Raw genomic sequence first — 12,842 nt, forward strand, 5'->3', positions numbered from 1 at the left:
AAAACCCCAAACAACCCAAAAAGCGACCCACTAATGTTTGTAACGGCACAATCCCCGCCGGCCGATTGTAAGGATTTGGACAAAGCCGGACGCCTAACACCGCGCAATACCGCAGGCAAACTGCTGTTCAGCAGCGTTCAATACATCCGTTTACGAAATAGCAGTCCGGCGCAGCTCAAACAGAACAGACCGATCAGCGCCAGCGGCCAGTATTGGTCGATTAAATCGGCGATCCCCAAGCCTTCCAGAAATACCCCGCGGATAATGATCAAAAAATAACGTAGCGGATTGACGAACGTCAGCTGCTGCACCAGTTCCGGCATATTCTCGATGGGCGTGGCGTAGCCGGAGAGGATGACGCCCGGCACAATCACCAGAAATCCGCCCAGCAGGCCCTGTTGTTGGGTGACCGATAGCGAAGAAATCATCAAACCGGCGCCGATCACCGAAAACACATACAACACGATGCCGATATACAGCGCGGCCAAGCTGCCCAACAACGGCACCTGAAACCAAAATACCACCATGAAAATACTGAACGAGGCTTCTGCTACGCCGATGATCAGGCCGGGAATGGCCTTGCCAATCAGAATTTCCGCCGGAGTAAACGGTGTCACCAGCAGTTGATCGAACGTGCCCTGCTCCCGCTCCCGCGCCACCGACAACGCGGCTACCGTCATCGTCACCACCAAAGTCAACAAGCCGACGATACCGGGTACGATGAACCAGCGGCTTTCCAGATTGGGATTAAACCAGGCCCTGACGCGCAATTCCGCCGGCGGCCCGGTTTGGTTGTGCTGGCGCGCCCAGTCGCTGTTGAACTGGCTGATCACATTACGGGCATAGCCCAAGGCAATCTGGGCTGTATTGGAATCGCGGCCGTCCAGTAATATCTGCACCGGCGCCAGTTGCCGGCCGCCCAGCAAATCGCGGCTGAATGACTGGCCAATATGCAACACCATCAACACCTGCTTGCTGTCCTGCGCTGCGGCGATTTGCTCCTGGCGCTCGATGCGCAACACTTCCCGAAACGCCGGCGCACCATTGAAGCGGGCAATCAAATCGCGGGCGGCGCTGCCGCGGTCTTCGTTGTAAATCGCGATCGGCAGTTGGTTTAGATCGTAAGTAGCGGCATAGCTGAGCAAAAATAACTGCACCAGCGGCGGTACGATCAAGACAAAGCGGCTTTTTTTATCCTTGAGCAGGCTGAGGAATTCCTTGATCAATAAAGCCTGAATGCGCCACCACATACTCGTCACTCCAGGCGGCGCGGCGCCCGCCATAGGGCCAATGCCAGGAAGGCCGAGGCCATCAGTAACAAGGCCAAAGCGTTCGGCAAAATCACTTCCCAAATATTGCCGGCCAGGAATACGGTCTGCAAAATCGCCACAAAATAACGGGCCGCCACCAGGTGGGTAAACAGTTGCACCGCCCACGGCATGCTGTCGATATTAAAAATGAATCCAGACAGGATAAAGGCCGGCAGGAAGGTGACGACAATAGCGATTTGCCCGGCCACAAACTGATTCTTCGCCGCAATCGAAATCAACAAGCCCATCCCCAGTGCCGCCAGCAAAAATAATGTGCCCGCCACCAGCAACACCCACAAAGAACCGACCAAGGGCACTTGAAACAAAAACACCGCCATGCTTATCGACAGCAACATGCCGCCCATGCCCAGCAAGTAATATGGAATCAATTTGCCTAGCAGCACTTCGCGGACGCTGACCGGCGTCGAAATCAACGCTTCCATCGTGCCGCGCTCCCATTCGCGGGCCATCACCAAAGCGGTCAGCAAGGCACCGATCAAAGTCATGATCACGGCGATCAAGCCCGGCACCAGGAAATTGCGGCTACGCAAGGCGCTGTTGTACCAAACCCGGGCTGCCAATTGCACCGGCTGCGGTGCTTCCTGCCCTTGCCAAGCGGCGCGCGCGTTGAGCCAGGCTTCAAAAACGCCTTGCACATATCCGCTGGTCAGGCGGGCGGTATTGGCATCCACGCCATTGACGATAACCTGAATCGGCGCCGGTTCGCTGCCGGTCAGCCGCTGGTCGAAATCGGCTTGCAAATGCACGATGGCGTTGATTTTTCGGGTCAGCAAGGCCTGCCGGGCCTCACGCATATCGCGGAAGTAATGCGCTTGAAAATAGTCCGAATAATCGAAACCGGCGCTAAAACTGCGCGACGCCGGCGAGACGTGCTCGATGACCAGGCCGATCGGCACGCGGCGGGCGTCCAGCGACACCCCGTAACCAAACAACAACAGCAAGAACACCGGCATCGCAAAGGCAATCGCCAGACTGCTGGGGTCGCGCAGCACTTGTAAAAACTCCTTGCGAATCAGGCCCAGCAGGCGCTGGCTGGCGACACTCATTCGGCCGACGCTCCTGTGAGTTCCAGCAGCCTAATGAAGGCTTCTTCCATCGTCTCGGCCGGCGCTTGCTCGGCGGTTTGGCTACGGCTGCGAATCTCGGCCGGCGTGCCGGCGGCCAGGATGTCGCCCTCGCGCATGATTAACAGCCGGTCGCAATATTCGGCTTCTTCCATGAAATGCGTGGTGACCAATATCGTTACCCCTTGCGCCGCCAAACTGTTGATGCGATTCCAAAACTCGCGGCGCGCCAACGGATCGATGCCGGAGGTCGGTTCATCGAGAAACAAGATTTCGGGCTCGTGCATCAATGCGCAAGCCAGCGCCAAGCGCTGTTTATACCCCAGTGGCAGATCGACGCTATTGGTGTCGGCAAACTCTGTGAGGTCAAACTCTTGAAACGCCCAGGCTATGCGCTGCAGCCGCAGTTTATGGCGCAAACCGTAGGCATGGCTGAAAAACTGCAGATTTTGCCTGACCGACAATTGTCCATATAAGGAAAACTTCTGCGACATATAACCCAGCCGGGCTCTGGCCTGGGCGGCTGCCGTGCGCAGATCCAGGCCGGCCACCCGCAAGCGGCCGTTGCTGGCCGGCAGCAAGCCGCATAACATTCTGAATGTCGTGGTTTTGCCGGCGCCGTTGGCACCGAGCAAGCCGAAAATCTCGCCGTGCCGCACCTCGAAAGACAACTTCTTAACCGCCTGAAAATTGCCGAACCAGCGGTCAACTTGCTCGACTTCAATCACTGCCGGTTGCTCAGTCGCCAAAAACCGCGAACCATTGCCGGATACAAAACAGACGGTTTCCACTGGCAACTTTTCGTCGTGCCGGGCCAGTAGCAACATGATAAAGGCATCTTCCAAACGCGGCGGCACCGAGGTAATTCGGACTTGTTCGGCAGTATCGAATATTGCCATCCAATCCGGCCAAGAAGCGGGTCGCGCCACCGCCCGCACCGCGTCCCCCTGTACCACCGAGTCGATTAGATCGGCATGCATCTGCAAACGTTGTTGCAGCATGCGTTTACCCAGTACCGGACTGGACAGCTGGTAACTGCAAGCCTCGGCCAAGCGATGAAAGCCGGCCGGCGCATCCTGATGCAGAATTTCGCCACTATCCAGCAATACCACCTGCTGGCAACGCTCGGCCTCATCCATGTACGCCGTGCTGAGTAAGACCGTGGTGCCGAATTGCCCTACCAAGGACTCGATAATTTGCCATAGCTCGCGGCGCGACAAGGGATCTACGCCGACCGACGGTTCGTCCAGCAGCAATAATTTTGGCCGATTTAGCAAGGTGCAGGCCAAACCCAGTTTTTGTTTCATACCGCCGGATAGCTGGCCGGCCAGACGCTGATTGAACTTTTGCAGATTGGTCATGCGCATCAGCTCGGCGAAACGCTGTTGCCTGTCCTGCGGCGATATGCCGTAAAGGTCGGCGTAAAGATTGAGGTTTTCCAGCACGCTCAAGTCCTCATAAAGACCAAAACGCTGCGGCATATAGCCGATTAATTGGTGCAATTGGGCGCCGGCGGTGGCCGTATCCAAACCAAAACTGGCTATGCTGCCGCTGTCTGGCAACAACAAGCCAGCCGCCAAGCGTAACAAGGTGGTTTTTCCGGCACCGTCCGGACCGACCAAGGCCGTGACTTGACCTAGCGGCAGACTCAAGGAAACATCCCGCAAGGCCGATACGACCCGGTCACCGGCGGCAAAGCGTTTGCTTACCGACTTGAAAGTCAGCGGCGCCGGAGCGGCATCGGCCGCGATGGCAGTCACGGCGCGGGTTCGCAGCTCGGTTGCGTCATCGGTGCTTGCTGAGTGTCTATCGCCACGGTGACCGGCATCCCCAGCCGTAATTGATCGTCCGGGTCGCAGGCGTAGATCCGCACTTGATAGACCAGGCTGGTGCGCAGTTCGGTGGTTTCCACCGTTTTAGGCGTAAATTCGGCAGTCGGCGACATGTACCCTACCCAGCCCCGATAGCTTTTATCCGGAAAGCTGTCGCTGGCCAAACTAGCCGGCAGACCAACACGCAGTCGTCCCAAATCAGCTTCCGCCACATAGGTTCTAGCCCATAACGGCTCGCGTAAGGCTAACGTCAAAACCGGCTTTTGGGCGCTGGCCATGTCGCCGGGCTCCAGGATGCGGTTCTGGACGACACCATCCTGTGGCGCGTACAAGCGCGCATCGGCTAGGACTTTATCTGCCAGCTGTAACGCGGCCTGATCGGCTTTCAGTTGTGCTTGCGCTGCTTGAATATCTTCCCGGCGCGGGCCGATTTCAGTCAGCGCATATTGCTGTTTCAAGGCTTGCAGACTCTGCTGGGCCGCGTCGTATTGGGCTTTCGCCCGATCCAGGGACTCGGTGGAACTTAGTTTGCGTTTAACCAGCACTTGTAAACGGGCCAACTCTTTCTTGGCCAATACCACAGCCGCTTCCGCCGCTTTGACGTCGTTGCCGGCCTTACCAATTTCCTGCGGCCGCGAACCGTGCAATAGTTTATCCAGCTGATGTTGTTGCACATCCACCTTGGCTGCGGCCTGGTCGCGGCTGTATTGAAACCGCTCCAACGCTTGTGTCGCCAACAATTGACCGCGTTTGACCCGCTCGCCTTCCTGAACCAGGATCTGCTCGACGCGTTCCGGATCGTGAAAACTCAGTTCGACCTGGCGAATATCCATGTTGCCGTATAGGATCAAGGCATCGCTCCGCCGGCTGCCATCCTTGAGATAAAAACCGCTGGCGACAAGCACAACGGCAGCTACTCCAGCAATGAGATACAGGCCTGGTTTATTAATCATCTATGAATTACCCGCCGCTAATTTAAACGTGTCGGCTCAGTATACTGAAAGCCAGCCTCACGGTGTATCAAACAACTTACTCCAACACCCGGCAAGATGCGCTAAATATACAATGGCTGGGTAGGATGCGCCGACGCCAGGAGTTGCATCTGTAGCGTGCCCGGCAAGCCTCAATCCCCCCCGGACCGCAGAGCCTAATCGTGTTTGCAAGTAATCTGCAATTTCGTAATAGCCCAAATCAGCGCGGTCGACCCAGTCACCGTTGGGTGCGGCCCGACTGACATCATCTCCGCAACGCGCACTCCATTGGATGAATGATGCGCGCCGGACAAGCAGCTCTTCCTGTTTGCCGACGATATTTTGGGGGGAGTAGCAAATGTTGTCCGACTAGTTCTGACGCTTAACATTGAATCGGGATTGCCATTGCCCGTGTAAACCAGAAAACTTTGGCGATCCGCCACGAGGTTGCTCGGCACGCCCCCGAGCGACCAATTGAACCGCTACCGTCAAAAAGGGATAAACACCATGGCAATCACGTCGTTACGATAACCATCCTGCACTTTGTACTCGCGGTAGCCCTTGGATACAGCGACGCCAAAAATGTAGCTCGTACCGTTTAGCTGTATCACTTCCGAACTGCGATGACCGGTTTTCAATCCAAAAAATGCTGCATCAACCTCCAGAGTATCCCCTGGCTTGAGTGCGGGATTATTGGCGACGGCAATAATTGTTTGGTTTCGCTGCGCAAACACGCCAAAACAGCCTGCCAACACCTCACCTTGTTTATTGCGCGGCAAAACATCGTTCAGCATCGATTCGAATTGCGGCTCGCTATCAAACACAATGCCTATGCCGCCCAACACCTTGCGCGAATCGTCCAGATCGGTAATCGCGGCGTTATAGATGTAAGTATGCCGATTACTATAGAGACGCGTTTTCTCAAATGCCGAGACCGTGTAGTGTTGTGAATCACTATGTTTTAAAGCCTCGGTCGCGCCGCTTGACTCGTCTAGCTTGATGCCGACTAACATCTGCTGTTGGGGCGCGGAGACCGCCAGAATTCGACCTTGGCTATCGTAGAGATATAGATTGGTGTAAACCGTGTAAAGCGCATTAATGTATTGCAATATCTCGCTGATTTGCCGGGTTTCGGCGAAACTAAGCGCCGTATTGGACAAGCCCCTTCTGAACGCTGAGGTCAGTGCCCACCAACGGCAATCGTTAGCTCGTTCGTATAAATTGCGATCCATAATGTCCACCGCCAAGGACGCTAAAAATCCCGCATTATTGAGATGCGAGGACATTACCGTCACTTCCTGCAAGCTCTTAATCGACGCGTTAAATATGGTGGTAATATCGGAGCCGATTTGTTTGATGGCCTCCAGCACCGGCATAAATTCGGTGGCATTTTTGCGGGCCGATGCAATCTGCCCATTTAACACCAGCAAGCCAAGGTCAGTGTTGATGTCGGAAGATGCCGTATGTATGTCCCGCAATTCCTTCGGAAAAGTACTCGCTTGGTAAATGATCTCGGTATAACTATTGCGGGACAGCAGCATTTCTTCGCGACTAAATGCCTTATCCAGTGCGGTCATCATCTGACCGCGCCAGCCCAGACCATAAAAACCCTGGTAACCGTTGGTCCTGCGCATATTCACAATATAGTCGTGACGCCGATAATTCAGCATCCGCAAGCCCGCATCGCCTTTAAATTCGGTGTTAAGCGGCAACAATTTTTCGTCGCTACTGGCGATCACCTGTCCCTCGCGATCAATAACCGCTATAACCCCAATATCTCCGGGCATCAAGAGTCCATCGAATATGCCGCTCATTTCGTCATCAAAGCGAAAGCACAAACATAAAACCCCCAACACAGGCGAACTCTTATCGTCGGTTTGGGTAATTTTGCAGGAATAGATTAAAGAGTGGCGACGATTGCTTTGTAAATCGGAATATCGAAAGGTTTCGACATAATCTTGCTCTGACTTCAAAGTTGCCGCCAACAAGGCATCGTTGGAATGGCATATTGGATTGGTTTTGTCCAAATGTGCCTTAACGCTCCCTTCGGTATCAAAAACGATGATCTCGTCGTAAACACTGTATTTTTTGACGTATTCGCGGAGCCTGTTTTCAATGAACTGCGTTTGCTCGATGCTGACATTCTCTGAACCAAGAAACACTCTAATATCGTCGTCGGTTGCCAGAAAGCCCACATCCGCTGTGCGTTCGAATAGGTTACGGATCAACAAATCGATAGCCACTTGCGCTTTCGACGAGTTATCCAACACCAGTTTTTGCAGATTCTCGACCAGTAAATTATGGGTCAATTGTTTCTGCAGTTCGCCAAATTTAAGCTGGGTACGACTCATATCGTCCAATATAGTCGTCGCCACGTTATGGCTATTTATTTTGCCTATCAGCGTGATTTTGCCCCACCAATCGTTTAAAGACGCCAATCGCCCCTCAAAACTTTTAACCACCGGCATTGATCCCAACAATTTTGTCGAGTGCGATTGCAAAAATTCGTTCATAAAACTCCTCTTACCAGCATTTGAAAATCGGGGATTTACCCACTCTGTCAGGCAAATCAGCGGCTCGCCTTCACCTACCGACAAACCCCGACGATACCTGCAAAATGGCATTCATCCACCTTCCGTTAAAAACCACTCAAAAATCCATACTGGCTAGACACCCCCGCACCTAGCTTGTTCACTCAAAATAAAAAACGCTTATTACAAGACAATGTGTACCCAAGGTTTGCCGGCAACCCGAAAAACCCTACTAAGTTACTGTTTTAATAATCTTATTCTGAGAACTGCGGTAAACAAGCATAGATTATTCCAAAAAAAACAGTGCCTAGGCTTGTCTCAATTGACGACCGAAAAGTGTCTATTCAGACCTTAGTTGGACAACAAATTGGCAAAATATTGTGACTCCATCCAAGTTTATCGCTGGAATACCGCCCACCTAACGCGACAAACACAGAATTTCGACTAGCTGTTAACACAACTACTTTTGCACCTGAATGATCTCGAAAGCCGGCCATGTCGCATCGTTGTGGTGCAAATACCGAACCACTAACGGCAAGCATAATCAACCACAAGCTAATGCAAGACTTGCCTTGGCCTTTGCCCTGTATCTTTAGTACACTTCGGCCATCCATATATTCAGGCACAGAGCACATGACTTACTGTATTGCTGTATCCCTAAAGGACGGATTGGTCTTAACTTCGGATTCCAGAACCAATGCCGGCATCGACAACGTCAGCATTTATGGAAAAATGCACCCATTTTGTACGGCATCCGATAGGAAGATCGTGCTGCTCAGCGCCGGCAATCTGGCCACCACCCAGGCCGTGATCGACCAGTTGAAGCGCGATATGAAGGAAGAGACCGAAGTTAATCTGGACACGGTCAACTATCTGTCGGAAGCTGCCGCCTATCTGGGACGAATCAGCGTCGAAAAGCAGCGCCGCCATGTGGATGCAGGCCAAAGCAGCTTCAATCCGTCCGCCACTTTTATTTTGGCGGGGCAAATCGGCCAGGAACCGCACGGCGCTTATTTGATTTACCCGGAAGGCAATTGCATCACTACCTCGCGGCAGACCCCTTATCTGCAAATCGGCGAAAATAAATACGGCAAACCGGTGCTGGACCGGTTTTTAAAAATCGATACGTCACTGCACGAAGCCGGGCGCTGCTGCTTGATTTCGATGGACTCGACGATGCGCAGCAATGCTAGTGTCGGCGCGCCGGTGGAGCTGTTGATTTATCACCGGGATACGCTGACGCTGGACGAGTACTATTGCTTCCAGGAAGACAACGAGTACTTAAGCAAAATCCGCAAGATGTGGCACGAAAAGCTGAAAGAAGCCTTTGCCACCTTGCCGCAGTTCAGTAAAGAGGATTCCCGTCCGCTACCGGGCTGCATATAAAGTCCGCACTTCATCCTACCTTAGGACTGGCAGCACACGAAACATAGTTAATTTATGTTGAGCATATCGAATTCCGTTCGCCCTGAGCCTGACGCAGGGTGGACGTGGTTCTGCTCAGCAACTACGCCTGTGTTGCTTTACCTATTGCATCCATGCACGGTTCACAAACGCCTCGACTGATTTTAGGTTTATCGTCGATAACTCGTCACGATAGCCAGTAACCGCTACAATTGCCGCCCCTAATCCAATTCCTGCCCGCCGACCCAGCCATGTTGCAGTTCGGCGATCAGAACCGCAGCTGGCAATGGCACAAACACTAATTCAAAAAATCGATTACGGCTGGCGTTTACTGGCCACAGCGATCAGCTTTATCAGCTTCGGGATCGGCGGAGTGATGCTGTGGCTGTTGGTGTTTCCGCTCTTGGCCATATGGCCGGGCAGCCGCGCCGAAAAAGCCGGTCGCGGCCAATACACGGTACATCTGAGTTTTTATGTCTTTATAGGCTTGATGCACAGACTGGGCGTCATGAGCTATGAAGTGATCGGCCTGGAAAAACTCAATCGTCCCCGCCAGCTGATTGTCGCCAACCACCCGACGCTGGTGGATGTGGTGTTTTTAATCAGCCGAATCAAACAAGCTAACTGCATCGTCAAGGCCAGCCTGTGGCACAACCCGGCGATGCGCGGACCGATTTTAAACGCCGGCTATATCAGCAACGCCGATTCCGAAACGATGGTCAACGATTGCGCGACTTGGCTGCAAAACGGCGGCACTATGATCATTTTTCCGGAGGGCACCCGCTCGGTGCCAGGCCAGCCTTATCGTTTTCAACGCGGCGCGGCGGCCATAGCCTTACAAGCCGATAGTATAATCACGCCGGTAACGCTGACCTGTAAACCCAGCACCCTCACCAAAACTCAAGCCTGGTACCAAATCCCGCAGCGGCGTTTTCATTTGCAAATGATCGTCGGCGAGGATATTGAATTGCAGCCTTTCCGAGAACTGCAGCCGCGTTCGATAGCGGTGCGGCGTTTAACTCAGTATTTACAGGATTATTTTACTCAACAACGAGAACGCCATGAGCGAGATGGAAACTGAAATAAAACACCTGATTATCGACACGCTGGCGCTGGAGGATGTCGATGCGGCGGACATCGACAGCCACGCAGCACTGTTCAACGACGGTCTGGGCCTGGACTCTATAGACGCACTGGAACTGGGATTGGCGATACGTAAAAAGTATCAGGTAAAAATTGATGCCGAGCAGGACGATGTGGTGAAAATCTTCGGTTCCGTGGCAGCCTTGGCGCAATTTATCGAAGCGGCGCGGAGTTGAGAGGGTTTTGACGAGTCGATGCAACCTAATGCTGCGGCGAAAAACTACAGACCTTATTCCGGCCGCTATGTTTAGCTTGATACAAACCCTTATCGGCCAAATTCAGCAAATCGCCGATGCTGCTGTTTTTATCCGTCAGGGTAGCCACACCAATGGATACGGTAAATTGCAATTCCAACCCCGATTCAACCGGAATCACGCTGTCGGCCACCACGCTTCTGAGTCGCTCCGCCACCTCAAGGGCTTTGAGCAAGCCGGTTTCCGGTAGTAAGATCGCAAATTCCTCGCCGCCCATGCGCCCGGGGATGTCGATTTCCCGCAAAACTTCCACCAAAATGCAGCCCAGTTTTTGCAAGGCCTGATCGCCGGCTGCATGGCCGTAGTTGTCGTTGACGGCTTTAAAATAATCGATATCCAGCATCAGTACCGACAAAGGATTGCCGTAACGATCACTGCGCGCCAACTCCGCTTCGCCCTGCTCCATGAAATAGCGGCGATTGGCAATCCCGGTCAGATAATCGATGCGCGCCTGGCGCTCCAGCTCCGCTTGCAGGGCTTTGCGCTCGCTGATGTCGCGCACGAACGCACAGTTATATTCCAGGCCTTCGAAAACCAGATAATTCGCGGCCACTTCCACCGGAATTTCCCGACCGTCTTTACAGCGATGGATGGCTTCGATTTTCAAAGCGCCTTTTTGTTTGACTTCCTGCCAATGCGCCGGCCAATTTTCCACCGTTAAATCCTTATCTATATCCATTACCGAAAATGTTAGCAACTCCTCGCGGCTATAACCCAGTACTTGGCAGGCGGTGTTGTTTACAAATTGGAATCTGGCGTCGGCGGTTATCCAGTACAAACATTCAGTGGCTCTATCTACCGAAAACTGCGTCAGATGCAAGGCCTTTTCCGCCAGCTTGCGTTCGGTAACATCGTTGTAAATCGAGACAATTTCGCCGCCGGGCAATTTATACACATAATTTTCCCGCCAACCCTGAATCCGCTCGTCACGGTAATACGACGGCGGAAAAGCCTCCGGCGTCCCGGTCTTGGCAACTCGCCGCAGCACATCCAACAGCCCGAATTCGAATATCCCCGGAAACATCTCGGTCAGTTTTTTACCTATCAATTCTTTGCGGGTGATTTTTTCGATCTGCTCGGCAGCCTTGTTAAAACCGATGATAATGAAATCCCGGCCGTCGTCGCTGGCCCGGTATACCGCCACGCCGCTACTCATGTGTTTGAATAATGCGGATAAGCGCGCTTCGCTGGCGGCCAGGGCGCGTTTTTCCAGCAACAACTGCTGATTATTCTGAATCAGTTGCTCGGTTCGTTCGTCGACGCGCCGATTCAGTTCGTTATTCAGCTCCGCCAGTTCCGCCGCCGCCTGCTTTTGCCGCAACCGATCCGCACCGTGTTTGGCAAAGGCTTGCGCGAGTTGCGCGTACATTTCCGTGATGATTTCCAGCCGCTGCTTGGCAATGACCGGCACCTTGCTGATGCTTTGCAGATAACTAGCTTCCTCGAACCCATATTGCCTAGCCTGGCTGCGGAAGAATTCCATATCCGGAGGATCAATAAAACATTGACCGGTAAAAATATTGGCGACGTGCTGGCCCTCGACGATAATCGGCATGGCCGAATCCACCAACCCGTTCAGACATTTGTAGATTGCAAACCGCTCACCCTTCAGCATGCTTTCGACCAATGCCGTATCGCTTTCTATGCAGTTAGTGCAGGTGTTGTGGTTAACCCGATGAAATTTTACGCAGGCATCTTGCCGGCCGGCATTGGTGATAACGATGCCGTCGGTATCGATAATGGCATTAGGGATGCCGATCACCCGGTACAAATCATCCATCAGCGTTTGCAGACTGGCAAGATCGACAAGTTGGGCGTATTTGATGGTGTTTTCGGACATCGGCTGGTGTGGAATCGAGCAGTGAAGTTAACAGTCTGTCGTGTGAGCTTGATAATAGCAGCATTCCCGTGAAGCGGAACTGAAAAACACTGGATTTTGGCTAGCGACAAAAGCCTGACAAGCTTTACAGGCATGGCATTGACGCGAATGACTGCTTAGCAAGCGTGCTATGGCGCCCGAGCTCGGACGTTCGCCAACTGGCAAAGTACAGTCATAATCTGTGCGCTTCACTTTGTTCAGCACACGCGATGGCCCTGCGCTATTGGAACAAGCTAACGACACGCTAGCCACTGCGATCAAAAACGCCGGCTTATTTGCCTGTGCCTGGACGAAAAACCGGCTGTGGCCGATCTAAGTTTCGATTGCGATCAACACAACGTCGATGATATTTACGTTGCGTTGAAAAATCGGGAACTGATTAGTTAGTGATGAATTCACCAAGCATTGGTCTTGGCGATATTTAAGAAGGGCG

The 12,842-nt window shown here is 53.0% G+C and carries 9 protein-coding genes; 3 read left to right on the forward strand and 6 right to left on the reverse strand.

Annotated elements, in window-relative coordinates:
• Positions 1–137: 137 nt before the first annotated feature.
• The 5 genes from EBB_RS16855 to EBB_RS16875 form a co-directional block, all read right to left on the reverse strand.
• Positions 138–1,250, reverse strand: a complete 1,113-nt coding sequence (locus EBB_RS16855) for an ABC transporter permease (protein WP_192394867.1) — start codon at positions 1,248–1,250, stop codon at positions 138–140.
• Positions 1,251–1,255: 5 nt separating this feature from the next.
• Positions 1,256–2,377, reverse strand: a complete 1,122-nt coding sequence (locus EBB_RS16860; RefSeq protein WP_192394868.1) for an ABC transporter permease — start codon at positions 2,375–2,377, stop codon at positions 1,256–1,258.
• Entirely contained in the window at positions 2,374–4,155 is a 1,782-nt protein-coding gene (locus EBB_RS16865; RefSeq protein WP_223146841.1) for an ATP-binding cassette domain-containing protein, read from the reverse strand. Before EBB_RS16865 ends, EBB_RS16860 begins: the two co-directional genes overlap by 4 nt.
• Positions 4,152–5,180, reverse strand: coding sequence for an HlyD family secretion protein (locus tag EBB_RS16870; protein ID WP_192394869.1), 1,029 nt, complete (start codon positions 5,178–5,180; stop codon positions 4,152–4,154). Before EBB_RS16870 ends, EBB_RS16865 begins: the two co-directional genes overlap by 4 nt.
• Before the next feature lie 506 nt (positions 5,181–5,686).
• Positions 5,687–7,711, reverse strand: a complete 2,025-nt coding sequence (locus EBB_RS16875) for a cache domain-containing protein (RefSeq protein ID WP_192394870.1) — start codon at positions 7,709–7,711, stop codon at positions 5,687–5,689.
• A 651-nt stretch (positions 7,712–8,362) separates the two neighbouring features.
• Here EBB_RS16875 and EBB_RS16880 point away from each other — a divergent pair.
• The 3 genes from EBB_RS16880 to EBB_RS16890 all read left to right on the forward strand — a co-directional run bounded on the left by EBB_RS16880 (position 8,363) and on the right by EBB_RS16890 (position 10,452).
• Positions 8,363–9,115 carry a proteasome-type protease gene (locus EBB_RS16880; protein ID WP_192394871.1) on the forward strand — a complete coding sequence of 251 codons (753 nt, stop codon included), beginning with the start codon at positions 8,363–8,365 and terminating at the stop codon, positions 9,113–9,115.
• A gap of 304 nt (positions 9,116–9,419) precedes the next feature.
• Positions 9,420–10,214: a lysophospholipid acyltransferase family protein gene (locus EBB_RS16885; protein ID WP_192394872.1), complete on the forward strand. Its 795-nt coding sequence runs from the start codon at positions 9,420–9,422 to the stop codon at positions 10,212–10,214.
• A complete protein-coding gene (locus tag EBB_RS16890) occupies positions 10,195–10,452 on the forward strand; it encodes a phosphopantetheine-binding protein (protein ID WP_192394873.1) in 258 nt (85 codons plus the stop codon). The genes EBB_RS16885 and EBB_RS16890 overlap by 20 nt, the downstream gene beginning before the upstream one ends.
• 25 nt (positions 10,453–10,477) lie before the next feature.
• Here EBB_RS16890 and EBB_RS16895 read toward each other — a convergent pair whose 3' ends face one another.
• On the reverse strand, positions 10,478–12,370 hold the full coding sequence (locus EBB_RS16895; RefSeq protein WP_192394874.1) for a diguanylate cyclase: 1,893 nt from the start codon (positions 12,368–12,370) through the stop codon (positions 10,478–10,480).
• Between the last annotated feature and the right edge of the window lie 472 nt (positions 12,371–12,842).

Origin of the sequence: Methylomonas fluvii (assembly GCF_014850975.1) — a bacterium.
GTDB lineage: Bacteria > Pseudomonadota > Gammaproteobacteria > Methylococcales > Methylomonadaceae > Methylomonas > Methylomonas fluvii.

What these genes read in the sequence shown, in the direction of transcription:
- EBB_RS16855 (WP_192394867.1), bottom strand. Translation starts at nt 1,250, where the DNA reads ATGTGGTGGCGCATTCAGGCTTTATTGATCAAGGAATTCCTCAGCCTG.
- EBB_RS16860 (WP_192394868.1), bottom strand. Translation starts at nt 2,377, where the DNA reads ATGAGTGTCGCCAGCCAGCGCCTGCTGGGCCTGATTCGCAAGGAGTTT.
- EBB_RS16870 (WP_192394869.1), bottom strand. Translation starts at nt 5,180, where the DNA reads ATGATTAATAAACCAGGCCTGTATCTCATTGCTGGAGTAGCTGCCGTT.
- EBB_RS16875 (WP_192394870.1), bottom strand. Translation starts at nt 7,711, where the DNA reads ATGAACGAATTTTTGCAATCGCACTCGACAAAATTGTTGGGATCAATG.
- EBB_RS16880 (WP_192394871.1), top strand. Translation starts at nt 8,363, where the DNA reads ATGACTTACTGTATTGCTGTATCCCTAAAGGACGGATTGGTCTTAACT.
- EBB_RS16885 (WP_192394872.1), top strand. Translation starts at nt 9,420, where the DNA reads ATGGCACAAACACTAATTCAAAAAATCGATTACGGCTGGCGTTTACTG.
- EBB_RS16890 (WP_192394873.1), top strand. Translation starts at nt 10,195, where the DNA reads ATGAGCGAGATGGAAACTGAAATAAAACACCTGATTATCGACACGCTG.
- EBB_RS16895 (WP_192394874.1), bottom strand. Translation starts at nt 12,370, where the DNA reads ATGTCCGAAAACACCATCAAATACGCCCAACTTGTCGATCTTGCCAGT.